General features: G+C 38.0%; 37 protein-coding genes. All 37 read left to right on the forward strand.

The window, feature by feature from the left end; genetic code table 11:
• The first annotated feature begins 17 nt into the window (after window positions 1–17).
• The 37 genes from rpsL (at window position 18) to truA (ending at window position 23,264) form a co-directional block, all read left to right on the forward strand.
• Window positions 18–440, forward strand: a complete 423-nt coding sequence (gene rpsL / locus NYE52_RS00715; RefSeq protein WP_341191339.1) for a 30S ribosomal protein S12 — start codon at window positions 18–20, stop codon at window positions 438–440.
• 40 nt (window positions 441–480) lie between these two features.
• Window positions 481–951 (forward strand): 30S ribosomal protein S7, encoded by a 471-nt coding sequence (gene rpsG, locus NYE52_RS00720; RefSeq protein WP_341191340.1) that lies wholly within the window; start codon window positions 481–483, stop codon window positions 949–951.
• Window positions 952–998: 47 nt separating this feature from the next.
• The gene (gene fusA, locus NYE52_RS00725; RefSeq protein WP_341191341.1) at window positions 999–3,074 is read left to right on the forward strand and encodes an elongation factor G; all 2,076 of its coding nucleotides are present in this window, start codon (window positions 999–1,001) and stop codon (window positions 3,072–3,074) included.
• A gap of 118 nt (window positions 3,075–3,192) precedes the next feature.
• Window positions 3,193–4,380 (forward strand): elongation factor Tu, encoded by a 1,188-nt coding sequence (tuf, locus tag NYE52_RS00730; protein ID WP_341191342.1) that lies wholly within the window; start codon window positions 3,193–3,195, stop codon window positions 4,378–4,380.
• 526 nt (window positions 4,381–4,906) lie between these two features.
• Complete coding sequence (gene rpsJ / locus NYE52_RS00735; protein ID WP_009336571.1) at window positions 4,907–5,215, forward strand: 30S ribosomal protein S10; 309 nt, start codon at window positions 4,907–4,909, stop codon at window positions 5,213–5,215.
• A gap of 39 nt (window positions 5,216–5,254) precedes the next feature.
• Window positions 5,255–5,881 (forward strand): 50S ribosomal protein L3, encoded by a 627-nt coding sequence (rplC, locus tag NYE52_RS00740; protein WP_341191343.1) that lies wholly within the window; start codon window positions 5,255–5,257, stop codon window positions 5,879–5,881.
• A 28-nt stretch (window positions 5,882–5,909) separates the two neighbouring features.
• Window positions 5,910–6,533, forward strand: coding sequence for a 50S ribosomal protein L4 (gene rplD / locus NYE52_RS00745; protein WP_341191344.1), 624 nt, complete (start codon window positions 5,910–5,912; stop codon window positions 6,531–6,533).
• Window positions 6,533–6,817, forward strand: a complete 285-nt coding sequence (rplW, locus tag NYE52_RS00750; RefSeq protein ID WP_341191345.1) for a 50S ribosomal protein L23 — start codon at window positions 6,533–6,535, stop codon at window positions 6,815–6,817. The genes rplD and rplW overlap by 1 nt, the downstream gene beginning before the upstream one ends.
• Before the next feature lie 30 nt (window positions 6,818–6,847).
• Window positions 6,848–7,678: a 50S ribosomal protein L2 gene (gene rplB, locus NYE52_RS00755; protein ID WP_341191346.1), complete on the forward strand. Its 831-nt coding sequence runs from the start codon at window positions 6,848–6,850 to the stop codon at window positions 7,676–7,678.
• 60 nt (window positions 7,679–7,738) lie between these two features.
• Complete coding sequence (gene rpsS, locus NYE52_RS00760) at window positions 7,739–8,017, forward strand: 30S ribosomal protein S19 (RefSeq protein ID WP_016204562.1); 279 nt, start codon at window positions 7,739–7,741, stop codon at window positions 8,015–8,017.
• Between the two features lie 18 nt (window positions 8,018–8,035).
• Window positions 8,036–8,377 carry a 50S ribosomal protein L22 gene (rplV, locus tag NYE52_RS00765; RefSeq protein ID WP_341191347.1) on the forward strand — a complete coding sequence of 114 codons (342 nt, stop codon included), beginning with the start codon at window positions 8,036–8,038 and terminating at the stop codon, window positions 8,375–8,377.
• Window positions 8,378–8,380: 3 nt separating this feature from the next.
• Window positions 8,381–9,037 carry a 30S ribosomal protein S3 gene (gene rpsC / locus NYE52_RS00770; protein WP_341191348.1) on the forward strand — a complete coding sequence of 219 codons (657 nt, stop codon included), beginning with the start codon at window positions 8,381–8,383 and terminating at the stop codon, window positions 9,035–9,037.
• Window position 9,038: 1 nt separating this feature from the next.
• Window positions 9,039–9,473 carry a 50S ribosomal protein L16 gene (gene rplP / locus NYE52_RS00775; protein WP_341191349.1) on the forward strand — a complete coding sequence of 145 codons (435 nt, stop codon included), beginning with the start codon at window positions 9,039–9,041 and terminating at the stop codon, window positions 9,471–9,473.
• Window positions 9,463–9,666: a 50S ribosomal protein L29 gene (gene rpmC, locus NYE52_RS00780; protein WP_003351417.1), complete on the forward strand. Its 204-nt coding sequence runs from the start codon at window positions 9,463–9,465 to the stop codon at window positions 9,664–9,666. The genes rplP and rpmC overlap by 11 nt, the downstream gene beginning before the upstream one ends.
• A 20-nt stretch (window positions 9,667–9,686) precedes the next feature.
• Entirely contained in the window at window positions 9,687–9,950 is a 264-nt protein-coding gene (gene rpsQ, locus NYE52_RS00785; protein ID WP_341191350.1) for a 30S ribosomal protein S17, read from the forward strand.
• A 38-nt stretch (window positions 9,951–9,988) separates the two neighbouring features.
• Window positions 9,989–10,357 (forward strand): 50S ribosomal protein L14, encoded by a 369-nt coding sequence (gene rplN, locus NYE52_RS00790; RefSeq protein ID WP_016204567.1) that lies wholly within the window; start codon window positions 9,989–9,991, stop codon window positions 10,355–10,357.
• A gap of 36 nt (window positions 10,358–10,393) precedes the next feature.
• A complete protein-coding gene (gene rplX / locus NYE52_RS00795; RefSeq protein WP_341191351.1) occupies window positions 10,394–10,705 on the forward strand; it encodes a 50S ribosomal protein L24 in 312 nt (103 codons plus the stop codon).
• Between the two features lie 25 nt (window positions 10,706–10,730).
• Window positions 10,731–11,270, forward strand: a complete 540-nt coding sequence (gene rplE, locus NYE52_RS00800) for a 50S ribosomal protein L5 (RefSeq protein WP_341191352.1) — start codon at window positions 10,731–10,733, stop codon at window positions 11,268–11,270.
• 22 nt (window positions 11,271–11,292) lie between these two features.
• The gene (gene rpsN, locus NYE52_RS00805; protein WP_009499044.1) at window positions 11,293–11,478 is read left to right on the forward strand and encodes a 30S ribosomal protein S14; all 186 of its coding nucleotides are present in this window, start codon (window positions 11,293–11,295) and stop codon (window positions 11,476–11,478) included.
• Between the two features lie 30 nt (window positions 11,479–11,508).
• Complete coding sequence (gene rpsH / locus NYE52_RS00810; protein WP_341191353.1) at window positions 11,509–11,907, forward strand: 30S ribosomal protein S8; 399 nt, start codon at window positions 11,509–11,511, stop codon at window positions 11,905–11,907.
• Window positions 11,908–11,938: 31 nt separating this feature from the next.
• The gene (gene rplF / locus NYE52_RS00815) at window positions 11,939–12,475 is read left to right on the forward strand and encodes a 50S ribosomal protein L6 (protein ID WP_341191354.1); all 537 of its coding nucleotides are present in this window, start codon (window positions 11,939–11,941) and stop codon (window positions 12,473–12,475) included.
• A gap of 32 nt (window positions 12,476–12,507) precedes the next feature.
• A complete protein-coding gene (gene rplR / locus NYE52_RS00820) occupies window positions 12,508–12,870 on the forward strand; it encodes a 50S ribosomal protein L18 (RefSeq protein WP_341191355.1) in 363 nt (120 codons plus the stop codon).
• 24 nt (window positions 12,871–12,894) lie between these two features.
• A complete protein-coding gene (rpsE, locus tag NYE52_RS00825; RefSeq protein ID WP_312097515.1) occupies window positions 12,895–13,395 on the forward strand; it encodes a 30S ribosomal protein S5 in 501 nt (166 codons plus the stop codon).
• Between the two features lie 13 nt (window positions 13,396–13,408).
• Window positions 13,409–13,591: a 50S ribosomal protein L30 gene (gene rpmD / locus NYE52_RS00830; RefSeq protein WP_031537910.1), complete on the forward strand. Its 183-nt coding sequence runs from the start codon at window positions 13,409–13,411 to the stop codon at window positions 13,589–13,591.
• A 32-nt stretch (window positions 13,592–13,623) separates the two neighbouring features.
• Window positions 13,624–14,064: a 50S ribosomal protein L15 gene (gene rplO / locus NYE52_RS00835; RefSeq protein WP_031537912.1), complete on the forward strand. Its 441-nt coding sequence runs from the start codon at window positions 13,624–13,626 to the stop codon at window positions 14,062–14,064.
• Window positions 14,064–15,359 carry a preprotein translocase subunit SecY gene (secY, locus tag NYE52_RS00840; RefSeq protein WP_341191356.1) on the forward strand — a complete coding sequence of 432 codons (1,296 nt, stop codon included), beginning with the start codon at window positions 14,064–14,066 and terminating at the stop codon, window positions 15,357–15,359. The genes rplO and secY overlap by 1 nt, the downstream gene beginning before the upstream one ends.
• Before the next feature lie 61 nt (window positions 15,360–15,420).
• Window positions 15,421–16,071 (forward strand): adenylate kinase, encoded by a 651-nt coding sequence (locus tag NYE52_RS00845; protein WP_341191357.1) that lies wholly within the window; start codon window positions 15,421–15,423, stop codon window positions 16,069–16,071.
• An 824-nt stretch (window positions 16,072–16,895) separates the two neighbouring features.
• Window positions 16,896–17,114, forward strand: a complete 219-nt coding sequence (gene infA / locus NYE52_RS00850) for a translation initiation factor IF-1 (protein ID WP_016204578.1) — start codon at window positions 16,896–16,898, stop codon at window positions 17,112–17,114.
• A gap of 37 nt (window positions 17,115–17,151) precedes the next feature.
• A complete protein-coding gene (gene rpmJ / locus NYE52_RS00855) occupies window positions 17,152–17,265 on the forward strand; it encodes a 50S ribosomal protein L36 (protein ID WP_000868344.1) in 114 nt (37 codons plus the stop codon).
• A gap of 22 nt (window positions 17,266–17,287) precedes the next feature.
• Entirely contained in the window at window positions 17,288–17,653 is a 366-nt protein-coding gene (gene rpsM, locus NYE52_RS00860; RefSeq protein WP_031537915.1) for a 30S ribosomal protein S13, read from the forward strand.
• A 22-nt stretch (window positions 17,654–17,675) separates the two neighbouring features.
• On the forward strand, window positions 17,676–18,065 hold the full coding sequence (rpsK, locus tag NYE52_RS00865) for a 30S ribosomal protein S11 (RefSeq protein WP_048717891.1): 390 nt from the start codon (window positions 17,676–17,678) through the stop codon (window positions 18,063–18,065).
• Between the two features lie 172 nt (window positions 18,066–18,237).
• On the forward strand, window positions 18,238–19,182 hold the full coding sequence (locus NYE52_RS00870) for a DNA-directed RNA polymerase subunit alpha (RefSeq protein ID WP_048717889.1): 945 nt from the start codon (window positions 18,238–18,240) through the stop codon (window positions 19,180–19,182).
• A gap of 57 nt (window positions 19,183–19,239) precedes the next feature.
• Window positions 19,240–19,602, forward strand: a complete 363-nt coding sequence (rplQ, locus tag NYE52_RS00875; protein ID WP_048717887.1) for a 50S ribosomal protein L17 — start codon at window positions 19,240–19,242, stop codon at window positions 19,600–19,602.
• Window positions 19,603–20,030: 428 nt separating this feature from the next.
• Window positions 20,031–20,870, forward strand: a complete 840-nt coding sequence (locus NYE52_RS00880; protein WP_341191358.1) for an energy-coupling factor ABC transporter ATP-binding protein — start codon at window positions 20,031–20,033, stop codon at window positions 20,868–20,870.
• On the forward strand, window positions 20,846–21,718 hold the full coding sequence (locus NYE52_RS00885) for an energy-coupling factor ABC transporter ATP-binding protein (protein ID WP_341191359.1): 873 nt from the start codon (window positions 20,846–20,848) through the stop codon (window positions 21,716–21,718). The genes NYE52_RS00880 and NYE52_RS00885 overlap by 25 nt, the downstream gene beginning before the upstream one ends.
• The gene (locus tag NYE52_RS00890) at window positions 21,715–22,512 is read left to right on the forward strand and encodes an energy-coupling factor transporter transmembrane component T family protein (RefSeq protein WP_341191360.1); all 798 of its coding nucleotides are present in this window, start codon (window positions 21,715–21,717) and stop codon (window positions 22,510–22,512) included. The genes NYE52_RS00885 and NYE52_RS00890 overlap by 4 nt, the downstream gene beginning before the upstream one ends.
• A gap of 11 nt (window positions 22,513–22,523) precedes the next feature.
• Entirely contained in the window at window positions 22,524–23,264 is a 741-nt protein-coding gene (gene truA, locus NYE52_RS00895) for a tRNA pseudouridine(38-40) synthase TruA (protein ID WP_341191361.1), read from the forward strand.
• Window positions 23,265–23,395: the final 131 nt, after the last annotated feature.

Consider the following 23,395-nt stretch of genomic DNA (forward strand, 5'->3'; position numbering starts at 1 on the left):
GAAGGGAGGAAAAAGAAATGCCTACAATTAACCAATTAGTGCGCAAGCCTCGTCAATCTGCTGAAGAAAAGTCGAAGTCTCCTGCGTTAAACAAAGGTTATAACAGTTTCAAAAAAGCACAAACAAACGTATCTGCACCTCAAAAACGTGGGGTATGTACTCGTGTTGGTACAATGACACCGAAGAAACCAAACTCTGCATTACGTAAATATGCACGTGTTCGTTTAACAAACGGTATTGAAGTAACAGCATACATTCCTGGTATTGGTCACAACCTACAAGAACATAGTGTTGTACTAATCCGTGGAGGACGTGTAAAAGACTTACCAGGGGTACGTTATCATATCGTACGCGGTGCGCTTGATACTGCTGGTGTTACAAACCGTATGCAAGGTCGTTCTAAATACGGTACTAAAAAACCAAAAGCAGCTAAAAAATAATAAATTAGATTTTATAGCATAATCGAAAGGAGGAAATCAAATGCCACGTAAAGGTCCTGTAGCAAAAAGAGACGTGTTACCAGATCCAATTTACAATTCTAAGCTTGTATCTCGTTTAATCAACAAAATGATGATTGACGGTAAAAGAGGAAAATCTCAAGCTATCCTATATTCAGCATTCGAAATCGTTGCTGAGCGTTCTGGAAAAGAAGCGATTGAAGTATTTGATCAAGCATTAAAGAATATCATGCCAGTTCTTGAAGTAAGAGCACGCCGTGTTGGTGGTTCTAACTATCAAGTTCCAGTGGAGGTTCGTCCTGAAAGACGTACAACTTTAGGTCTTCGCTGGTTAGTTAACTATTCTCGTCTTCGTGGAGAGAAAACGATGGAAGAGAGATTAGCTAACGAAATCTTAGATGCAGCTAACAACACTGGTGCATCTGTGAAGAAACGTGAAGATACACATAAAATGGCTGAAGCAAACAAAGCGTTTGCTCACTATCGTTGGTAAGATTATTATTTACAAAAATACTTTCATAATGAAAGGAGAAAGACCAAATGGCAAGAGAGTTCTCCTTAGAAAACACTCGTAATATTGGTATCATGGCACACATTGATGCTGGTAAAACGACTACAACCGAGCGTGTACTTTATTACACTGGTCGTATCCACAAAATTGGTGAAACTCATGAAGGTGCATCTCAGATGGACTGGATGGAGCAAGAACAAGAACGTGGAATTACCATCACATCAGCGGCTACAACTGCACAATGGAAAGGTAACCGTGTAAACATTATCGATACTCCAGGGCACGTAGACTTCACAGTTGAAGTTGAACGTTCTCTTCGTGTACTTGATGGTGCTGTTGCAGTACTTGATGCTCAATCAGGTGTTGAGCCACAAACAGAAACTGTTTGGCGTCAAGCAACAACTTACGGCGTACCTCGTGTGGTATTCGTAAACAAAATGGATAAAATTGGTGCAGACTTCCTTTATTCATTAAAAACTTTACATGATCGTTTGCAAGCAAACGCTCATGCAATTCAACTACCAATTGGTGCTGAAGATCAATTCGAAGGTATCATTGACTTAGTTGAAATGAAAGCAACTTTCTACGGTAATGATCTTGGAACAGATATTCAAGAACGTGAAATTCCAGAAGAATACAAAGAGTTAGCTGATGAATACCATGAAAAGTTGGTTGAAGCAGTTGCAGAACTTGATGAAAATCTAATGGAAAAATACCTTGGTGGTGAAGAAATCACTACTGATGAGTTAAAAGCTGCTATCCGTAAGGGTACAGTAAACGTTGAATTCTATCCAGTAATCTGTGGATCGGCTTTCAAAAACAAAGGTGTTCAAAAAATGCTTGATGCTGTAATTGAATACTTACCATCTCCATTAGATGTACCTGCAATTAAAGGTAATCTTCCTGATTCTGATGAAGTAATCGAAAAGCATTCAAGTGACGACGAGCCATTTGCTGCTCTTGCATTCAAAGTAATGACAGATCCATTCGTTGGTAAACTGACATTCTTCCGTGTATATTCTGGTACATTGAGCTCTGGTTCATATGTACAAAACTCTACAAAAGGCAAGCGTGAGCGTGTTGGACGTATCCTTCAAATGCATGCGAATAGCCGTCAAGAGATTACAGAAGTACATGCTGGTGATATTGCAGCTGCAGTTGGTTTAAAAGATACTACAACTGGAGATACTCTATGTGATGAAAAGAACTTAGTAATCTTAGAATCCATGGAATTCCCAGAACCAGTTATCGAATTGTCTATTGAACCAAAATCAAAAGCTGACCAAGATAAAATGACAACTGCACTACAAAAATTACAAGAAGAAGATCCAACATTCCGTGCACATACAAACCAAGAAACTGGTCAAGTAATCATTGCTGGTATGGGTGAACTTCACTTAGATATTCTTGTAGACCGTATGCGTCGTGAATTTAAGGTTGAAGCTAATGTTGGTGCACCTCAAGTTGCTTACCGTGAAACATTCCGTTCATCTGCAGCAGTTGAAGGGAAATTCAGCCGTCAATCTGGTGGTCGTGGACAATATGGTCACGTATGGATTGAATTCGCTCCAAATGAAGAAGGTAAAGGATTTGAATTTGAAAATGCTATCGTCGGTGGTGTTGTTCCTCGTGAATACATCGCTCCAGTCCAAGCTGGTCTAGAAGATGCGTTACAAAGAGGAGTACTTGCTGGTTACCCATTGGTTGACATCAAAGCTAAATTATTTGATGGATCATACCATGATGTTGACTCATCTGAAATGGCGTTTAAAATCGCTGCTTCAATGGCATTAAAAAATGCAGCATCTAAATGTAGTCCTGTAATTCTTGAGCCTGTTATGAAAGTAGAAGTTATCATTCCTGAAGAATACATGGGTGATATCATGGGTAACATTACTTCACGTCGTGGACGTGTTGAAGGTATGGAAGCTCGTGGTAACGCACAAGTAGTTCGTGCGATGGTTCCACTTTCTGAAATGTTTGGTTATGCTACGACATTACGTTCAAGCACGCAAGGTCGTGGAGTATTCTCAATGGTGTTTGACCATTATGAAGAAGTACCAAAATCAATCTCAGAAGAGATCATCAAAAAAAATAAAGGGTAATTGTTGATTTTACCTTTTTAATGAAGTATAACTACTATGTAAGCAATAAAGCTGTGATGAATAATCACAGCTCTATAAAAATACTTAATTTTTTACAAATCAAAGGAGGATTTTCCTAATGGCAAAAGCTAAATACGATCGTTCTAAGCCCCATGTAAATATCGGAACTATTGGTCACGTTGACCATGGTAAAACTACATTAACAGCTGCTATCACAACTGTACTTTCAAAAGTCGGTGGTGGTGAAGCACGCGGTTATGATCAAATCGACGCTGCTCCAGAAGAGCGTGAGCGTGGAATTACAATCTCAACTGCACACGTTGAGTATGAAACTGAAACTCGTCACTATGCACACGTTGACTGCCCAGGACATGCTGACTATGTTAAAAACATGATCACTGGAGCTGCTCAAATGGATGGCGGAATCTTAGTAGTGTCTGCTACTGATGGTCCTATGCCACAAACTCGTGAGCACATCCTTCTTTCTCGTCAGGTTGGTGTACCTCACTTAGTAGTATTCTTAAACAAATGTGATATGGTTGATGATGAAGAATTATTAGAATTAGTAGAAATGGAAGTACGTGACCTATTAACAGAATATGAATTCCCTGGTGATGATATTCCTGTAATTAAAGGTTCTGCTCTTAAAGCTCTTGAAGGAGAAGCTGCTTGGGAAGAAAAAATCACTGAGCTTATGGCTGCAGTTGATGAGTATATCCCAACTCCAGCTCGTGACACTGATAAGCCATTCATGATGCCAGTTGAGGATGTATTCTCAATCACTGGTCGTGGTACAGTTGCTACAGGTCGTGTTGAACGTGGACAAGTTAAAGTTGGTGACGTTGTAGACATCATCGGTTTAGCTGAAGAGAAAAAATCAACTACTGTAACTGGTGTTGAAATGTTCCGTAAATTACTTGATTATGCAGAAGCTGGAGATAACATTGGTGCACTTCTTCGTGGGGTTGCTCGTGAAGATATCCAACGTGGTCAAGTATTAGCAAAACCAGGTACAATTACTCCTCACGTAAAATTCAAAGCAGAAGTTTACGTATTATCAAAAGAAGAAGGTGGACGTCATACTCCATTCTTCACAAACTACCGTCCTCAGTTCTACTTCCGTACAACTGATGTAACTGGTATTTGTAACTTACCTGAAGGCGTAGAAATGGTTATGCCTGGCGACAACATCGAAATGGATGTTGAATTAATTTCTTCTATCGCTATCGAAGAAGGAACTAAATTCTCTATCCGTGAAGGTGGCCGTACAGTAGGCGCTGGTGTAGTTGCTACTATCGTTGAGTAATAACTTTTTTAAAAAAACAAGCTGATTCGTCAGCTTGTTTTTTGTTTGCAGCAATCCTATAAAGTTATATGTAGGAAATCGGATTGCGTACGCAAGAAATAGATAAGTCGATTAGGTTTAAAGAGTATAGAGATCAGTTATAATAGTTAGAGTTATTTAATATAGAAGATAAGAGATTTCCAACATCTTACTATATAATCTACAATCCATTTTTGTTAGAATAAAAAAGTCGTATTAATAGATGAGTTCAATCAAATTATCGTTAGTATTTAATTGACTGACTATTATACATTGGGTTGAAATATCATGACAGTATATGTATAATAATCTGAGTGTACTAAAACGAAAGAAAAATAATAATTGTTGTTGCTTTTCTAGGCGTTTTTATGTATAATAAACAATGTTGGTCTTTGACTGCGATGATGCGGGAGGTTGCTGACACACCCGGCCGCTTTGCCATGGCGAGTGTGTGGGAAATTCCTGCGGAGAATGTCTATTCTAAAATAGGCGAAAAGGAGGGAAAGTAATGGCAAAACAAAAAATTCGTATTCGTTTAAAAGCGTATGATCATAGAATTTTAGATCAATCAGCTGAGAAAATCGTTGAAACTGCAAAACGTTCTGGTGCTGCTGTATCTGGACCGATTCCGTTACCGACAGAAAAGTCTATTTACACAATCCTACGTGCGGTTCATAAATATAAAGATTCTCGTGAACAGTTTGAAATGCGTACACATAAACGTCTAATCGACATCGTGAACCCAACTCCACAAACAGTTGATTCACTAATGCGTCTGGATTTACCATCAGGTGTAGATATCGAAATTAAATTATAATTGAAATAAACATTTAAACTATCAGGAGGTGTGACTTAAATGACCAAAGGAATCTTAGGAAGAAAAGTAGGTATGACTCAAGTATTCGCTGAAAACGGCAACCTTATCCCTGTAACAGTAGTTGAAGCTGCTGAGAACATTGTTCTTCAAACTAAAACTGTCGAAGCTGATGGCTACACTGCAGTTCAAATCGGTTTTGAAAACAAACGTGAAAAGCTAGCTAACAAACCTGAACAAGGACACGTTGCTAAAGCAAGTACTGCTCCTAAGCGCTTCATTCGTGAATTCAGAGATGTTAGCGTGGAAGAGTACGAAGTTGGTCAAGAAGTCAATGTAAGTATTTTCGCTGAAGGCGATGTAGTAGATGTAACAGGTATTTCTAAAGGGAAAGGTTTCCAAGGTTCAATTAAGCGCCATGGACAATCTCGTGGACCAATGGCCCATGGATCTCGTTATCATCGTCGTCCAGGTTCAATGGGACCTGTAGCACCAAACCGTGTATTTAAAGGGAAAGCATTACCTGGTCGTATGGGTGGAGAACAAATTACTGTTCAAAATTTAGAGATCGTTAAAGTAGATGCAGAACGCAATCTTCTATTAATTAAGGGTAACGTACCTGGAGCTAGAAAAGCATTATTAAAAATTAAAACTGCTGTTAAAGCATAATTATTAATCTGGAAAGGAGGAAATAAGAATGCCTAAAGTTGCATTATTCAACCAAGACGGTACACAAGCTGGAGATATCGAATTAAACGAATCTGTATTTGGTATCGAGCCTAACAAACATGTTTTATTTGAAGCAGTTGTTATGCAAAGAGCTTCTTTACGTCAAGGAACTCATAAAACTAAAATTCGTTCTGAGGTTGCAGGTGGTGGACGTAAGCCATGGCGCCAAAAAGGTACAGGACGTGCACGTCAAGGATCTATCAGATCTCCACAATGGCGTGGTGGTGGAACAGTATTTGGACCAGTTCCACGTAGCTATAGCTACAAATTACCTAAGAAAGTTCGTAGATTAGCAATTAAATCTGCACTATCTACTAAAGTATTAGAAGAAAATATTTTAGTATTACAAAACCTTGCTTTTGATGCACCTAAAACAAAAGATTTTAAAGCGGTACTAGGTAATCTTTCTGTTGAGAAGAAAGCGTTAATCGTTACAGCTGACCTTGATGAAAACGTAGCATTATCTGCTCGCAACATTCCGGGTGTAACTGTTGTTACTGCTACTGGTATTACAGTTTTAGATGTTTTAAACCATGATAAATTAATCATGACAAAAGCAGCGGTTGAAAAAGTAGAGGAGGTGCTTGCATAATGGATGCACGCGATACGATTAAGCGCCCCGTTATCACTGAACGTTCTACTGATTTAATGGTTGATAAAAAATATACGTTTGAAGTTGATGTAAGAGCTAATAAAACTCAAGTTAAAGATGCTGTTGAAGAAATCTTTGGCGTAAAAGTTGAAAAAGTTAACATCATGAACTACAAAGGTAAGTTCAAGCGTATGGGACGTTTCGTAGGATATACAAATAAACGTCGTAAGGCAATTGTTAAATTAACAGCTGACAGCAAAGAAATCGAATTCTTTGAAGCTTAATAATAATATTTAGAAGAGGAGGGAACACAAATGGCGATTAAAAAATACAAACCTACCTCCAATGGTCGACGTAACATGACGTCATCTGACTTTAGTGAAATCACTACAAGTACTCCAGAGAAGTCATTGCTTGCTCCTATACACAGAAAAGGCGGCCGTAATAACCAAGGTAAGTTAACTGTTCGTCATCAAGGTGGAGGTCATAAGCGTCAATATCGTGTTATCGATTTTAAACGTGACAAAGATGGCATTCCAGGACGCGTTGCTACAATTGAGTATGATCCAAATAGATCTGCTAACATCGCGTTAATCAATTATGTAGACGGTGAAAAACGTTACATTCTTGCACCGAAAAATTTAGAAGTTGGATTAGAAGTTATGTCAGGACCTGAGGCTGATATCAAGCCAGGGAATGCATTACCACTTGTTAATATCCCTGTGGGTACAGTTATCCACAACATCGAATTAAAACCAGGTAAAGGTGGACAATTAGTTCGCTCTGCTGGAACAAGCGCTCAAGTGCTTGGTAAAGAAGGTAAATACGTACTAGTACGTTTAAATTCTGGTGAGGTTCGTTTGATTCTTGCTACTTGCCGTGCTTCTATCGGTCAAGTTGGTAATGAACAACACGAATTAATCAACATCGGTAAAGCAGGTCGTAATCGTTGGTTAGGTAAGCGCCCAACTGTACGTGGATCTGTAATGAACCCTAATGACCATCCACACGGTGGTGGTGAAGGACGTGCGCCAATCGGACGTAAATCACCAATGTCTCCTTGGGGTAAACCAACTCTTGGTTTCAAAACACGTAGCAAGAAAAATAAATCTGATAAATTTATTGTACGTAGCCGTAAAAAATAACGGGGTTGAACTACGGTTCAATGATAGAACCGTAGAACAATCACGAAGGGAGGTTCCATTATGGGGCGCAGCTTAAAAAAAGGACCTTTTGTTGATGATCATTTACTAACAAAGATCGAAAAACTAAGTGATAGTGATAAGAAGCAAGTTGTTAAAACTTGGTCTCGTCGTTCTACGATCTTCCCACAATTCATCGGTCAAACAATCGCTGTTTATGATGGTCGTAAACATGTTCCAGTTTATGTTACTGAAGACATGGTAGGTCACAAACTTGGAGAATTTGCTCCAACTCGTACTTACAAAGGTCATGCAAGTGACGATAAGAAAACAAGACGTTAATGAGAGGAGGGCATTCCTATGCAAGCAAAAGCTGTTGCAAATACAGTTCGTATTGCTCCTCGTAAAGCTCGTTTAGTCGTAGATTTAATTCGAGGAAAGCAAGTTGGTGAAGCGGTAGCTATTTTGAAGTTAACTCCAAAAGCAGTTTCTCCAATCATAGAGAAAGTTTTAAAATCTGCTGTTGCTAATGCAGAGCATAACTACGAAATGGATATTAATAACCTAGTGGTTGAACAGGCATACGTTAATGAGGGACCAACTCTAAAGAGATTCCGTCCACGTGCACAAGGTCGTGCAAGTCAAATCAACAAACGTACTAGCCACATCACTATCGTTGTATCAGAAAAGAAGGAGGGGTAATTAGTGGGTCAAAAAGTAAATCCAGTCGGTTTACGTGTTGGGATCATTCGTGACTGGGAATCTAAATGGTTCGCAGGTAAAGACTATGCTGATCTTTTACACGAAGACCTAAAGGTACGTGAGTATATTACAAAACGCCTAAGCGATGCTTCTGTTTCTAAAGTAGAAATCGAGCGTGCTGCTAACCGCTTAAATGTTACTATCCACACTGCTAAACCAGGTATGGTTATTGGTAAAGGTGGTACAGAAGTTGAAGCTTTACGTAAAGCTCTTAACTCACTTACTAACAAGCGTGTACACATCAATATTTTAGAAATTAAAAGAGCAGATATGGATGCAAAACTTGTTGCTGAGAACATTGCTCGTCAATTAGAAAACCGTGTATCTTTCCGTCGTGCTCAAAAACAAGCAATCCAACGTTCAATGCGCGCTGGTGCTAAAGGTATTAAAACAATGGTATCAGGTCGTTTAGGCGGCGCAGATATCGCACGTTCTGAATCTTATAGTGAAGGAACTGTTCCATTGCACACTCTACGTGCAGATATCGATTATGCTGCAGTAGAAGCTGATACCACTTATGGAAAATTAGGTGTAAAAGTTTGGATCTATCGTGGAGAGATCCTTCCAACTAAGAAGAAAATTGTGGAAGGAGGCAAATAATATGTTACTACCTAAACGTGTAAAATATCGTCGTGTACACCGTGGTAAAATGCGTGGTCAAGCAAAAGGTGGTACAGAAGTAGCATTCGGTGAATTTGGTTTACAAGCTTTAGAAGCTTCTTGGATTACAAACCGTCAAATCGAATCTGCTCGTATTGCAATGACACGTTACATGAAACGTGGCGGTAAAGTTTGGATTAAAATTTTCCCACATAAGCCTTACACTGCTAAGCCTCTTGAAGTCCGAATGGGTTCCGGTAAGGGTGCTCCTGAAGGTTGGGTTGCAGTTGTTAAGCCTGGAAAAATATTGTTCGAAGTAGCAGGTGTATCTGAAGAGATCGCTCGTGAAGCACTTCGTCTTGCAGCGCACAAACTTCCTATTAAATGTAAGTTTGTAAAACGTGAAGAAATTGGTGGTGAAACTAATGAAAGCTAATGAAATTCGTGACCTTACCACTGCTGAAATTGAACAAAAAGTTAAATCCTTAAAAGAAGAGCTTTTCAACCTTCGCTTTCAATTAGCGACTGGACAACTTGAAAATACAGCTCGCATTCGTGAAGTACGCAAAGCGATCGCTCGAATGAAAACTGTCATTCGTGAGAGAGAAATCGGCGTTAACAATCGATAAGTTGAGAGGAGGTTCGTAGAATGAGCGAACGCAATCAACGCAAAGTCTATACTGGTCGTGTTGTATCTGATAAAATGGATAAAACCATTTCAGTTGTTGTAGAAACATACAAAAAACACTCTTTATATGGCAAACGCGTGAAATACTCTAAGAAGTATAAAGCTCATGATGAGCAAAACACAGCAAAAATTGGCGATGTAGTCCGCATCATGGAAACACGTCCATTATCAGCTACAAAACGTTTCCGTCTTGTAGAAGTAGTAGAAAAAGCAGTTATTATATAATTGTTCGGAATTAAGCATCCCGAAGGGAGGTTACACACATGATTCAACAAGAATCACGTTTGAAAGTTGCTGACAACTCTGGTGCTCGTGAAGTACTTACTATTAAAGTTCTTGGTGGTTCAGGACGTAAAACTGCAAACATCGGTGATATCATCGTAGTTACTGTAAAACAAGCAACACCAGGTGGCGTTGTTAAAAAAGGTGACGTAGTTAAAGCAGTAGTCGTTAGAACTAAAAGTGGTGTTCGTCGTGCAGACGGTACTTACATTCGTTTCGATGAAAACGCATGTGTAATTATCCGTGATGATAAGAGTCCACGTGGAACACGTATCTTTGGACCAGTTGCACGCGAACTTCGCGACAATAACTTTATGAAGATTGTATCATTAGCTCCAGAAGTACTATAATATAAATTTTAATTGCCTTTAAGGAGGTGCGAACAGATGCATGTTAAAAAAGGTGACAAAGTAATGGTCATCTCTGGTAAGGATAAAGGCAAAACAGGTGTTGTTCTTGCTTCATTCCCTAAGAAAGATCGCGTGATCGTCGAAGGAATTAATATTGTTAAGAAGCACTCTAAGCCATCCCAATTGAATCCACAAGGTGGAATCAACGACCAGGAAGCTGCTATTCATGTATCCAACGTTATGCCTATCGATCCTAAAACTGGTGAACCTACTCGTGTAGGTACAAAAACTGTTGAAGGAAAAAAAGTACGCGTAGCGAAAAAATCCGGTGAAATTCTAGATAAATAGTACAAGAAGAAGGGAGGTACAATGAATGAACCGCCTAAAAGAAAAATTTGTTAAAGAAACTACTCCTGCTCTTATGAGCAAGTTCAATTATAAATCAGTTATGGAAGTTCCAAGACTGGAAAAAATCGTTGTTAACATGGGTGTTGGTGATGCTGTAGCAAACGCGAAAGCATTAGATGTTGCTGTTGAAGAATTAGCACTAATTACTGGTCAAAAACCATTAATCACTCGTGCAAAAAAATCAATTGCAGGTTTCCGTCTACGTGAAGGAATGCCAATCGGAGCAAAAGTTACTCTTCGTGGAGAACGCATGTATCAATTCATTGATAAACTTGTATCTGTTTCTCTTCCACGTGTACGTGACTTCCGTGGTATATCTAAAAAGTCATTTGACGGTCGCGGTAACTACACTTTAGGTGTAAAAGAACAATTAATTTTCCCTGAGATTGATTACGATAAAGTAAACAAAGTAAGAGGAATGGACATTGTTATCGTTACAACTGCAAAAACAGATGAAGAAGCTCGTGAACTGTTAACTCAATTTGGAATGCCGTTCCAAAAGTAATCTCTAATTAGGAGGCGAAGATGTGGCTAAGAAGTCAATGATTGCGAAACAAAAACGCACGCCTAAATATAAAGTACAAGAATACACACGTTGCGAACGTTGTGGTCGTCCACATTCTGTGTACCGTAAATTTAAGCTTTGCCGTATTTGTTTCCGCGAATTAGCGTATAAGGGACAAATTCCTGGTGTGAAAAAAGCAAGCTGGTAAAACCCGATATTGGGAAGGAGGTAAATACAAATGGTTATGACAGATCCAATTGCAGATTTGCTTACAAGAATCCGTAATGCGAATATGGTTCGTCACGAAAAATTAGAAGTTCCTGCTTCTAACATCAAAAAAGAGATCGCTGAAATCTTAAAGCGTGAAGGTTTTGTACGTGATGTTGAATATATCGAAGACAACAAACAAGGTATTATCCGCATTTTCTTAAAATACGGTTCAAGCAACGAGCGTGTAATTACTGGACTTAAAAGAATTAGTAAACCAGGTCTTCGTGTATATGCGAAAGCAACAGAAGTACCTCGTGTATTAAATGGTCTTGGAGTTGCATTAGTTTCTACTTCTCAAGGAGTACTTACTGATAAAGAAGCTCGTGCGAAACAAGTTGGCGGAGAAGTATTAGCATACGTTTGGTAATAATAGGTTTAATGAATGGAGGTGCAACTAAATGTCTCGTGTAGGTAAAAAACCAATCGAAGTACCAGCAGGCGTTACAGTTTCAATGGATAACAGTACTGTAACGGTGAAAGGTCCTAAAGGTGAATTAACTCGTACTTTTAATTCTGATATTACAATCAGCTTGGAAGAAAACGTGATTAATGTAACTCGTCCTTCTGATTCGAAGGAACATCGTGCATTACATGGAACAACTCGTGCATTGTTAGCTAACATGGTTGAGGGTGTTTCAAAAGGCTTTGAAAGAGGTCTTGAATTAATCGGTGTCGGTTACCGTGCTCAAAAACAAGGAAGCAAGCTTGTTTTGAACGTAGGTTACTCTCATCCAGTAGAAATCGAACCAGAAGCTGGTATCGAAATCGAAGTACCATCTGCTACGAAAGTAGTTGTTAAAGGTACTAGTAAAGAACGTGTGGGAGCACTAGCTGCTAACATTCGTGACGTTCGCCCACCAGAACCTTATAAAGGTAAAGGTATCCGTTATGAAGGCGAATATGTACGTAGAAAAGAAGGTAAAACTGGTAAGTAATGCCGCATAGGTAAACGAAAGGAGTGACCTAAATGATTACGAAGGCTGATAAAAATCAAGTCCGTAGAAAAAGACACGCACGTGTGCGTTCTAAACTTAGCGGAACTGAAGCTCGTCCTCGTTTAAATGTGTTCCGTTCAAACAAACACATTTACGCTCAATTAATTGATGATGTTAACGGTGTAACAATCGCAAGTGCATCTTCTTTAGATAATGAGCTTAACCTTGAATCTACTGGTAATTTAGAAGCTGCAGTTAAGATCGGTGAATTAGTAGCTAAACGTGCTGTAGAAAAAGGAATTAAATCAGTAGTATTTGACCGCGGAGGATATTTATATCATGGTCGCGTTAAAGCTTTAGCTGATGCTGCTCGTGAGAACGGCCTAGAATTTTAATAGACAAAGGAGGGACATAAAAAGATGCGTCGTATTGATCCAAACAAACTTGAACTTGAAGAACGCGTAGTTACAGTTAACCGTGTAGCGAAAGTTGTTAAAGGTGGACGTCGTTTTCGTTTCTCTGCTCTAGTAGTAGTTGGGGACAAAAATGGTAACGTTGGTTTTGGTACTGGTAAAGCTCAAGAAGTACCAGATGCAATTCGCAAAGCGGTTGAAGATGCGAAGAAAAATCTTATTGAAGTACCAATGGTTGGTACAACAATTCCACACCAAATTATCGGACATTTTGGAGCTGGTGAAATCCTATTGAAACCTGCTTCAGAGGGTACTGGGGTTATCGCTGGTGGTCCAGTTCGTGCTGTGCTTGAATTAGCTGGTGTAGCAGATATTTTATCTAAGTCATTAGGTACAAATACACCAATTAACATGGTTCGTGCAACTTTAGACGGTTTAAAACAATTAAAACGTGCTGAAGACGTAGCGAAGTTACGTGGAAAATCAGTAGAAGAACTGTTAGGATAAGGAGGGAAATTAGATGGCAAACAAACTGGAAATTACCCTCACTAAAAGCGTAATTGGTCGTCCGCAAGACCAACGCGAAACAGTTAAAGCTTTAGGATTACGTAAGGTAAATCAAACAGTTGTTCAGCAAGATAATGCTGCTATTCGCGGTATGATCAATAAAGTATCACATCTTGTAACTGTATCAGAAAACTAAAAATCATTCTTCTTCAATAAGGAGGTGCCAAAATGAAACTTCATGAATTAAAACCTGCAGAAGGTTCTCGTCAAGAACGTAAACGCAAAGGGCGCGGTATCGGTTCAGGTAATGGTAAAACTGCTGGTAAAGGTCATAAAGGTCAAAACGCACGTTCAGGTGGGGGTGTGAGACCAGGATTCGAAGGTGGTCAAACTCCTTTATTCCGTCGTTTACCAAAACGTGGTTTTACTAATATCAACCGTAAAGAATACGCTATTGTTAATTTAGATACTCTAAATCGCTTTGAAGATGGAACGGAAGTAACTCCAGAACTTCTTATCGAAACAGGAGTAGTTAGTAACGAGAGAGCAGGAATCAAAATTCTTGCAAAAGGCAACGTAGAGAAAAAGCTTACTGTTAAAGCTCATAAATTCTCCTCTGCTGCTAAGGAAGCTATTGAAGCTGCCGGCGGTCAAACAGAGGTGATCTGATGTTTCAGACAATCTCCAATTTTATGCGCGTGGGTGAAATAAGACGAAAAATCATATTCACCCTATTAATGTTGATTATATTTCGCTTAGGTACATTTATTCCTGTACCTTATGTAAATGCAGACTTCTTAAAAGCACAAGATGCTTTTAGTGCCTTCGGAATTTTAAATACTTTCGGTGGTGGGGCACTACAAAACTTTTCTATTCTTGCAATGGGGATCATGCCTTATATTACAGCGTCCATTATTGTAAGCTTATTACAAATGGATGTTGTTCCAAAATTTACGGAATGGTCAAAGCAGGGTGAGGCTGGACGTAGAAAGTTAACGCAATTTACGCGTTACTTTACAATCGTTCTAGCTCTTATCCAAGGTTTTGGTATGTCTTACGGTTTTAATAATCTTGCAGGTGGTGCATTGATTACAAAACCTGGATTTTCGTCATACTTAGTTATTTCAATTGTATTAACAGCTGGAACAGCCTTTTTAATGTGGTTAGGAGAACTAATTACTTCTAAAGGTGTTGGTAATGGTATTTCTATTATCATCTTTGCTGGTATTGCTGCAGGAATTCCTTCTATGGCCAATCAAATCTATGCACAGCAGTTTGACAACCCAGGAGATCAATTATTCCTTAATATTGTAAAGCTAGCTTTAATTATTATTGCTGTCGTTGCAATTGTTGTTGGGGTAATTTTTATCCAGCAAGCTCTTAGAAAGATACCTATTCAATATGCAAAAAGAATGGTAAATGGAAATAGCAGCGCAGGTGGTCAATCAACTCATTTACCGTTGAAAGTTAACTCTGCTGGTGTTATTCCAGTTATCTTTGCAGTTTCCTTCTTGGTAACTCCAAGAACAATTGCATCATTCTTACCGCAAAATGACGTTACTTCCTGGATACAAAGAGTATTTGATTATACTCATCCAATAGGAATGATTATATATACAGTATTAATTATTGCGTTTACTTATTTCTATGCTTTTATTCAGGTAAACCCAGAACAAGTTTCTGAAAACCTGAAAAAACAAGGTGGATATATCCCAGGTATTCGTCCTGGTAAAAGTACGCAAGATTATTTGTCACGTGTTCTATCTCGTTTGACATTGGTTGGAGCTCTATTCTTAGCTGTTATTGCTATACTGCCTGTATTTTTTATAAATATTGCAGGGCTTCCACAATCTGCACAGATTGGTGGAACAAGTATCATAATTGTAGTTGGGGTTGCATTGGAAACGATGAAACAATTAGAGTCTCAATTAGTTAAACGACACTATAAAGGTTTTATTAAATAATATAATTTAGGGGACATTAGTCCCTTGAATTTTATGTAAGAGAACTTGAGGGGGAATACGCATGAATTTAGTCTTAATGGGGCTCCCTGGCGCAGGTAAAGGTACTCAAGCTGAGAAGATTGTCGAGAAATATGACATCCCTCATATCTCAACTGGCGACATGTTCCGTGCGGCTATGAAAGATGAAACAGAACTTGGACTTAAGGCAAAATCTTTTATGGATAAAGGTGAACTTGTACCTGATGAAGTTACAATCGGTATAGTTCGCGAAAGACTTAGCAAGGATGACTGTGAAAAAGGCTTTCTTTTAGATGGTTTTCCTCGTACAGTTCCTCAAGCAGAAGCTTTAGAAATTATTTTGTCTGATTTAAATAAGAAGTTAGACTTTTGTATCAATGTTCAAGTGGATCAAGAGATATTAATGGAGCGTTTAACAGGACGCCGCATTTGTAAGAGCTGTGGTGCGACATATCATTTAGTATTTAATCCGCCATCTAAACCAGATACTTGTGATCGTTGTGGCGGCGAATTATATCAACGTGCTGATGATAATGAAGCTACTGTAAAAAATCGCTTAGAAGTTAATATTAAACAATCCCAACCATTACTTGATTTCTATGAGTCAAAAGGTTATCTTCGTAACATAAATGGTCAACAAGATATTAATAAAGTATTCGTAGATCTTGATGAATTACTAAGTACTTTAAAATAAGAGTGACTTTTGCTTGGACTAATCTGTTATCTAGCATGGACATAAATCAGAGATAATAAATAGAAGAATTGGGATGAAATGGCTGAGGAGTTTATTCCTAAACATGATGCATTTCCTTTTTTCAAAAGGTATAATAATTTTCATGGTTATATCTGTAACAAAAAAAGCATAACCGTGTTATTTTGACATGTTTATCTTCGTTAAAAGATTAATCAATTTAGATAATTGGTGCAGAGTATTTTGGATTTCATGGTAACTCCGCTTAAATTGCTTTTTTATCTAGTAGTGAAGAAGGTAATGTAACTATTATTCTTTCTATTATGACGATTGGTATTAGACCAGGTGTGCAGTTGTCGAACGCTCTACGAAATCCTGTAATACGAAATCTATGTGGCTTTTCAAGTGAAAAGAGTATGTAGGGAATGATTTAAGGCTAAACTCTTGAAGGATGAATTTTTCTTGAAATAGTCTTTACGTTACATGCGTACTTCTGTACGAAAAGACACACGTTGTTGATAGAAAGTTCGTAATCAGAGGAAAGATTATTTCTTTTCCAATAATGGATGATCTAGCAATACTAAATTTAGTTGGTAACATTAAATTTTTCATTATTTCTTCCCTATTATTATATTTTTATAATTAATAGCGGACGAAGTGCCTACTCTTATGGTATAATCAATTAGTTGCAGTTTCATGCAGTTTTATTATATTATAGGAGCAGTTCAGAGTAGTTTAATGTGCACCGATCGTGTGACAAGAAGAGCTACGCTTTGCTATATTAGTTAAGATGGATCTCGTATTTTTTAGGAAAGGAGAGATATTCGATGGCTAAAGACGATGTAATCGAAATTGAAGGCACAATCACTGAAACTTTGCCGAACGCCATGTTTAAGGTAGAATTAGAAAATGGTCATACTGTATTGGCTCACGTTTCTGGTAAAATTCGCATGCATTTCATCCGTATTTTACCTGGTGATAAAGTAACGGTTGAGTTATCTCCATATGACTTAACTCGCGGAAGAATTACTTACCGCTTTAAATAATCTGATTGCACTCCGTACTATCAAGGAGGTTAGGATAATGAAAGTTAGACCATCTGTTAAACCAATCTGCGAAAAATGTAAAGTTATCCGCAGACGTGGAAAAGTTATGGTTATCTGTGAAAACCCTAAACACAAACAAAAACAAGGTTAATAACAAGGAGGTGCGCATATAGATGGCACGTATTGCTGGTGTGGATATTCCACGTGAAAAACGTGTAGTAATATCTTTAACATACATTTACGGTATTGGAAAAAATACTGCACAACAAGTATTAGCAGAAGCAGGTGTTTCTGAAGATACACGCGTTCGTGATTTAACAGAAGATGAATTAAATAAAATTCGTGATATTATCGACCGTTTAAAAGTTGAAGGAGATCTACGTCGTGAGATTTCTCTAAACATTAAGCGTCTAATGGAAATTGGTTGTTACCGTGGTCTTCGTCACCGTCGTGGCTTACCAGTTCGCGGACAAAATACGAAAAACAACGCTCGTACACGCAAAGGTCCTCGTAAGACTGTAGCTAATAAGAAAAAATAATCGGTAAAGGAGGTACAATATAATGGCACGTAAAACTAATACACGTAAACGTCGTGTTAAAAAGAATATTGAGGCTGGTGTAGCTCATATTCGTTCTACTTTCAACAATACTATCGTAACTATTACAGACGTTCATGGAAATGCTCTTGCTTGGTCAAGCGCAGGCGCACTTGGATTCAGAGGTTCTCGTAAATCTACTCCATTCGCTGCTCAAATGGCTGCAGAAACTGCTGCGAAAGCATCTATTGAACATGGTATGAAAACTTTAGAAGTAACAGTTAAAGGACCAGGTGCAGGTCGTGAAGCAGCAATTCGCTCTCTTCAAGCTGCAGGTCTTGAAGTTACAGCAATTAGAGATGTAACTCCAGTTCCTCATAACGGTTGTCGACCACCTAAACGTCGCCGAGTTTAATTTTTCTGTATAAATTTTGTATCCTTGTCTATAATGGGATATGACTAAAACTTTTAGAACCCGTACAGATTTATTAACTAACCCAGTTGTTGTGCACAAGCGGGAACGTAAACATGGGGAATTTCGGTAAACCATACCGAGGTTTCGACGTTTTGAAGGAGGGTATATCTTGATGATCGAAATAGAAAAACCAAAAATCGAAACGGTTGAGATCAACGATGATGCCAAATATGGTAAATTCGTCGTAGAGCCACTTGAGCGTGGATATGGTACTACTTTGGGTAACTCCTTACGTCGTATTCTACTATCCTCACTGCCAGGTGCCGCTGTCACATCCATTCAAATTGATGGGGTACTTCATGAGTTCTCAACAATTGAAGGCGTCGTAGAAGATGTTACAGCTATCATATTAAATATCAAAAAACTAGCATTGAAGATATACTCTGATGATGAAAAAACTTTAGAGATTGATATGCAAGGTGCAGGGGTAGTCACAGCAGCTGATATTACACATGATAGTGATGTAGAGATCTTAAATCCAGATCTTCATATCGCAACTTTAGGCAGCAACGGAAACTTCCGTATGCGTTTAACAGCAAAGCGTGGTCGTGGGTACACACCAGCTGAGCAAAATAAGCGTGAAGATCAGCCTATTGGTGTAATTCCTATTGACTCTATCTTTACACCAGTATCTCGTGTTTCTTATCAAGTAGAGAATACTCGTGTTGGTCAAATGACTAATTATGATAAGTTAACTTTTGACGTTTGGACTGACGGTAGTACAGGTCCTCAAGATGCTGTTGCACTTGGTGCAAAGATTTTAACTGAGCATTTAAATATCTTTGTTGGTTTAACTGATGAAGCACAAAATGCTGAGATTATGGTAGAAAAAGAAGAAGATCAAAAAGAAAAAGTTCTTGAGATGACAATCGAAGAATTAGATCTTTCTGTTCGTTCTTATAACTGCTTAAAGCGTGCTGGTATTAATACCGTACAAGAATTAGCAAATAAGACGGAAGAAGATATGATGAAAGTTCGAAACTTAGGTAGAAAATCTCTAGAAGAAGTAAAACATAAATTAGAAGAGCTTGGATTAGGCTTAAGAAAAGATGACTGATTAGTCTCATGACTATGTCTATAAAGCTTGTACTTTAACAAAAGGAGGGAATCTCACATGGGTTACAGAAAGTTAGGACGCACAAGCGCACAACGTAAAGCAATGTTACGTGACTTAACTACAGACTTAATCATCAATGAGCGCATTGAAACAACTGAAGCTCGTGCAAAAGAACTTCGTTCTGTTGTAGAAAAAATGATTACACTTGGTAAACGTGGAGATCTACATGCACGTCGTCAAGCAGCTGCTTATGTACGTCACGAGGTAGCTAACGCTGAAACAAAACAAGATGCTGTACAAAAATTGTTCAGTGATGTTGCTGCTCGTTATACTGATCGTCAAGGTGGTTACACTCGTATCATGAAAATGGGACCTCGTCGTGGAGACGGAGCACCAATGGTAATTATCGAGTTAGTGTAATAGGATTTCAAAGAAATTTAGGGTGCGGGACAGTTTATATTGTTATGAAACTTGTTCAAGTGCCCTTTTTCTTTAATTCTCGCTTTTTTGATCAAGCCAATATAGAGTGTTACGATGAGCATTGGTTTTTATTAATGACTCGTCTAGCTCGTGCACCTCTTCTTTCATTTAGTGTTGGAACGAGGTGCGGGCTTTTTTCATGTTTAATTAGGACTGTAGGGTGCTAAGAAGTGGAATACCATAAGATATATTTTAACAAGCATAGAAATAGGATATCAAAGATTATTCAAATAATCTTATGTTAAACCAATTCAAAGCTCGCCCAATTGGCGAGTTTATTTTTTTATCTAGCAATTTATACTTTGTTTATAAATTGCTCTATGTAATTTATTATCGACAATATCTAGTAAGTAAATGGTGGGGTTGTAATGGACCAAAAAATTTTAGTGAAGGTAGAAGATGTATCCTTCAAATATGAGGAGCAATTAGAGAGTGCCCTAGATCATGTTTCCTTTCATGTTAATAGGGGAGAATGGGTTGCTATTGTTGGACACAATGGTTCCGGTAAATCTACGTTAGCTAAGTTATTAAATGGATTACAATTTTCTAATGAAGGTTCAATTATAATAGATGGTATTCCGATAACGGAAGATTCTGTGTGGGATATTCGAAAAAAAGTTGGGATGGTATTCCAGAATCCTGATAACCAGTTTGTAGGTACAACGGTTAAGGATGATGTGGCTTTTGGTTTAGAAAATAACGCTGTTCCAAGGAATGAGATGGTAACAAGAGTAGAGAGCTCTTTAGAAAGAGTAAAGATGTTGTCTTTTCTTGATCAAGAGCCGCACCATCTATCTGGTGGACAAAAGCAGAGAGTCGCTATTGCAGGAATTATTGCATTGAAACCTGAAATAATCATATTAGATGAGGCTACCTCCATGCTTGATCCGCAAGGAAGAGAAGAAGTTTTTGAAATCATGAGAGATTTACAAAAAGAAAATATGACGATTATCTCCATTACTCATGATTTAGATGAGGCTGCTAAAGCAGACCGTATCATTGTGATGAATAAGGGGAAAGTGTATAAAGAGGGAAGTCCTAAAGAAATTTTTAAGCTTCAGAAGGAACTTGTTGAAATTGGTTTAGACATTCCTTTTACAATTAAATTAAGAGAAAGTTTAATGAACCAGGGTATTTCATTAGAAGAAGTATATTTAACAGAAGAAGAGTTGGTGACAGGCATATGGACATCTCACTTCAAAAAGTAGAGTATCGTTACCAGGAAAATTCGCCGTTTGAACGTTTAGCGATAGAGGATGTAAGTTTTGACATTCCATCAGGAAGCTATGTTGCAATTATAGGGCATACTGGATCTGGCAAATCGACCATTTTACAGCATCTCAATGCACTTATAACACCCTCTAAAGGGACAATCGTAATTGGTGATCGCAGAATTGAAGGTGGGCAAAAGCACAAAAATCTACGGAGTATACGACAAAAAGTAGGTATTGTTTTTCAGTTTCCAGAACAGCAACTGTTTGAAGAAACAGTTGAAAAGGATATTTGCTTTGGTCCCCTTAACTTTGGGATCTCAGAGTCGGAGGCAAAGATAAGAGCGGTAAAGGCATTACGTGAAGTCGGTTTATCAGAAGAGTTCCTTATGAAGTCTCCTTTTGATTTATCTGGTGGTCAGATGAGGAGAATTGCCATTGCGGGTGTTTTAGCAATGGAACCGGATGTACTTGTTTTAGATGAGCCTACAGCTGGTTTGGATCCAAGAGGCAGACGAGAAATAATGGATATGTTTTACAAGCTTCATAAAGAGCGAAATTTAACGACCATTTTAGTTACGCATAGCATGGAAGATGCAGCTCATTATGCTGATCAAATAGTCATTATGAATAAAGGGAAAGTGCATCGTCAGGGAACACCGATTGAGATATTTAAGGATGCAGAAGATTTGGCTTCTATTGGGTTGAATGTACCTGAGGTGGTGCGATTTCAAAAAAAATTAGAAGCAAAATTTGGGATGAAGATGGAACAAGTGCATTTAAAGATGGAAGACTTTACTAAAGAATTGGCAGTGTATTTAAAGAAGAAAGTAGGGAGTAGTTGATGGGAAAAATGATTATTGGCCGTTTTATTCCCGTTGATTCGATATTGCACAGAATGGATCCCCGTTCAAAATTACTGCTTGTTTTTCTATTTATTTGCATTGTATTTTTAGCTAACAATATTTGGAGTTATTCTTTATTAATTGTATATGTAGGTACGTTAGTAGCTGTTTCCAATGTACCAATTAAGTATATTTATTTAGGATTAAGGCCAATATTTTGGTTAATTATCTTTACGTTTATCTTGCACTTGTTTTTTACGAAGAATGGAGAATTATTGTTTGAATGGGGATGGATTACGATTTATGAAGAAGGGGTGAGAATGGGGATTCTTATTTCGATTCGATTCTTCCTGCTTATTATCATGACATCCTTGCTTACGTTAACAACGACACCAATTGAATTAACAGATGCAATTGAAACATTGTTAGGACCATTAAAGAAAGTGAAATTTCCTGTCCATGAATTGGCACTAATGATGTCTATTTCTTTGCGTTTCATTCCAACTTTAATGGATGAAACAGAGAAGATTATGAAGGCTCAGATGGCAAGAGGTGTGGAATTCTCTAGTGGCTCGATTAAAAGCCGAATTCAAGCAATTATTCCTTTATTGATTCCTTTATTTGTTAACTCCTTTAAACGGGCTGAAGAGCTCGCTATTGCGATGGAAGCACGCGGTTATCAAGGTGGAGAAGGAAGAACAAAGTATCGTCAATTAGTATGGAATCCAATCGATACAATCATGATTATTATTTTGATTCTAGTAACAGCTTTGCTGTTTTTATTAAGAACATAGTGGAGAATAAGATGCAACGATACAAATGTACAATAAGCTATGATGGTTCAAATTATAGTGGTTTTCAGATTCAACCAAAGGATCGAACGGTGCAAGGTGAAATCGAAAAGGCTTTAAGAAAGCTTCATAAAGGGTTAGAGATAAAGATTCAGGCATCAGGTAGGACAGATGCTGGTGTTCATGCGAAGGGACAAGTCATTCATTTTGATAGCTCGCTTGATATTCCAGCAGAAAAATGGCCTATTGCACTAAATACCTTGTTGCCCCATGATATAGTAGTTGCTGATGCTGTGAGAGTGTCTGAAGCCTTTCATGCAAGATATAATGTAACAGCAAAAGAATACCGTTACTTTATTCAATTAGGGGAGCGGAGAGATCCATTTAAACGCCATTATGCCTATTATTATCCATATTCTCTAAATGTAGAGGCAATGAGAGAGGCACTTACCTATTTTATTGGAGAATATGATTTTACTAGTTTCTGCTCTGCTAAGACAGATAAAGAAAGAAAAGTAAGAACTGTAACTGGGGTAAAGTTAATAGAGGAAGAAAATATGCTAATATTTTCCTTCCGAGGGAATGGGTTCCTTTATAATATGGTGCGCATTATGGTTGGAACATTACTAGATGTTGGAAGAGGAAAGAAATCCCCACAGGATATCCCTGTGATTATTGAGAAAAAGGATAGAAAAGCGGCCGGGAAAACCGCTTCTGCGAATGGATTGTATCTTTGGGAAGTAATGTATGAATGAATGCCGTATATGTCCAGCCACAATTATAATTTCTATGAAGTTGGAATGCCAAAATAGCTTATTTATATGTAAAAATCATTATTTAGTAAGTGAAAATAAATAGAAAGATAATTTTTTTCTCATAACAACTA

This window comes from Niallia sp. FSL W8-0635, assembly GCF_038007965.1.
In the GTDB taxonomy this organism is placed as follows: domain Bacteria; phylum Bacillota; class Bacilli; order Bacillales; family Cytobacillaceae; genus Niallia.

What these genes read in the sequence shown, in the direction of transcription:
- rplV (WP_341191347.1), top strand. Translation starts at nt 8,036, where the DNA reads ATGCAAGCAAAAGCTGTTGCAAATACAGTTCGTATTGCTCCTCGTAAA.
- rplF (WP_341191354.1), top strand. Translation starts at nt 11,939, where the DNA reads ATGTCTCGTGTAGGTAAAAAACCAATCGAAGTACCAGCAGGCGTTACA.
- rpsG (WP_341191340.1), top strand. Translation starts at nt 481, where the DNA reads ATGCCACGTAAAGGTCCTGTAGCAAAAAGAGACGTGTTACCAGATCCA.
- rplD (WP_341191344.1), top strand. Translation starts at nt 5,910, where the DNA reads ATGCCTAAAGTTGCATTATTCAACCAAGACGGTACACAAGCTGGAGAT.
- rplW (WP_341191345.1), top strand. Translation starts at nt 6,533, where the DNA reads ATGGATGCACGCGATACGATTAAGCGCCCCGTTATCACTGAACGTTCT.
- NYE52_RS00870 (WP_048717889.1), top strand. Translation starts at nt 18,238, where the DNA reads ATGATCGAAATAGAAAAACCAAAAATCGAAACGGTTGAGATCAACGAT.
- rpsJ (WP_009336571.1), top strand. Translation starts at nt 4,907, where the DNA reads ATGGCAAAACAAAAAATTCGTATTCGTTTAAAAGCGTATGATCATAGA.
- rplP (WP_341191349.1), top strand. Translation starts at nt 9,039, where the DNA reads ATGTTACTACCTAAACGTGTAAAATATCGTCGTGTACACCGTGGTAAA.
- NYE52_RS00845 (WP_341191357.1), top strand. Translation starts at nt 15,421, where the DNA reads ATGAATTTAGTCTTAATGGGGCTCCCTGGCGCAGGTAAAGGTACTCAA.
- rplC (WP_341191343.1), top strand. Translation starts at nt 5,255, where the DNA reads ATGACCAAAGGAATCTTAGGAAGAAAAGTAGGTATGACTCAAGTATTC.
- rpsL (WP_341191339.1), top strand. Translation starts at nt 18, where the DNA reads ATGCCTACAATTAACCAATTAGTGCGCAAGCCTCGTCAATCTGCTGAA.
- infA (WP_016204578.1), top strand. Translation starts at nt 16,896, where the DNA reads ATGGCTAAAGACGATGTAATCGAAATTGAAGGCACAATCACTGAAACT.
- rpsM (WP_031537915.1), top strand. Translation starts at nt 17,288, where the DNA reads ATGGCACGTATTGCTGGTGTGGATATTCCACGTGAAAAACGTGTAGTA.
- rpsS (WP_016204562.1), top strand. Translation starts at nt 7,739, where the DNA reads ATGGGGCGCAGCTTAAAAAAAGGACCTTTTGTTGATGATCATTTACTA.
- rpsE (WP_312097515.1), top strand. Translation starts at nt 12,895, where the DNA reads ATGCGTCGTATTGATCCAAACAAACTTGAACTTGAAGAACGCGTAGTT.
- fusA (WP_341191341.1), top strand. Translation starts at nt 999, where the DNA reads ATGGCAAGAGAGTTCTCCTTAGAAAACACTCGTAATATTGGTATCATG.
- NYE52_RS00880 (WP_341191358.1), top strand. Translation starts at nt 20,031, where the DNA reads ATGGACCAAAAAATTTTAGTGAAGGTAGAAGATGTATCCTTCAAATAT.
- rplE (WP_341191352.1), top strand. Translation starts at nt 10,731, where the DNA reads ATGAACCGCCTAAAAGAAAAATTTGTTAAAGAAACTACTCCTGCTCTT.
- rpsK (WP_048717891.1), top strand. Translation starts at nt 17,676, where the DNA reads ATGGCACGTAAAACTAATACACGTAAACGTCGTGTTAAAAAGAATATT.
- rplN (WP_016204567.1), top strand. Translation starts at nt 9,989, where the DNA reads ATGATTCAACAAGAATCACGTTTGAAAGTTGCTGACAACTCTGGTGCT.
- rpsH (WP_341191353.1), top strand. Translation starts at nt 11,509, where the DNA reads ATGGTTATGACAGATCCAATTGCAGATTTGCTTACAAGAATCCGTAAT.
- rpmD (WP_031537910.1), top strand. Translation starts at nt 13,409, where the DNA reads ATGGCAAACAAACTGGAAATTACCCTCACTAAAAGCGTAATTGGTCGT.
- rpsQ (WP_341191350.1), top strand. Translation starts at nt 9,687, where the DNA reads ATGAGCGAACGCAATCAACGCAAAGTCTATACTGGTCGTGTTGTATCT.
- rplR (WP_341191355.1), top strand. Translation starts at nt 12,508, where the DNA reads ATGATTACGAAGGCTGATAAAAATCAAGTCCGTAGAAAAAGACACGCA.
- rplX (WP_341191351.1), top strand. Translation starts at nt 10,394, where the DNA reads ATGCATGTTAAAAAAGGTGACAAAGTAATGGTCATCTCTGGTAAGGAT.
- NYE52_RS00885 (WP_341191359.1), top strand. Translation starts at nt 20,846, where the DNA reads ATGGACATCTCACTTCAAAAAGTAGAGTATCGTTACCAGGAAAATTCG.
- secY (WP_341191356.1), top strand. Translation starts at nt 14,064, where the DNA reads ATGTTTCAGACAATCTCCAATTTTATGCGCGTGGGTGAAATAAGACGA.
- rpmC (WP_003351417.1), top strand. Translation starts at nt 9,463, where the DNA reads ATGAAAGCTAATGAAATTCGTGACCTTACCACTGCTGAAATTGAACAA.
- rplB (WP_341191346.1), top strand. Translation starts at nt 6,848, where the DNA reads ATGGCGATTAAAAAATACAAACCTACCTCCAATGGTCGACGTAACATG.
- rpmJ (WP_000868344.1), top strand. Translation starts at nt 17,152, where the DNA reads ATGAAAGTTAGACCATCTGTTAAACCAATCTGCGAAAAATGTAAAGTT.
- truA (WP_341191361.1), top strand. Translation starts at nt 22,524, where the DNA reads ATGCAACGATACAAATGTACAATAAGCTATGATGGTTCAAATTATAGT.
- tuf (WP_341191342.1), top strand. Translation starts at nt 3,193, where the DNA reads ATGGCAAAAGCTAAATACGATCGTTCTAAGCCCCATGTAAATATCGGA.
- rplO (WP_031537912.1), top strand. Translation starts at nt 13,624, where the DNA reads ATGAAACTTCATGAATTAAAACCTGCAGAAGGTTCTCGTCAAGAACGT.
- rplQ (WP_048717887.1), top strand. Translation starts at nt 19,240, where the DNA reads ATGGGTTACAGAAAGTTAGGACGCACAAGCGCACAACGTAAAGCAATG.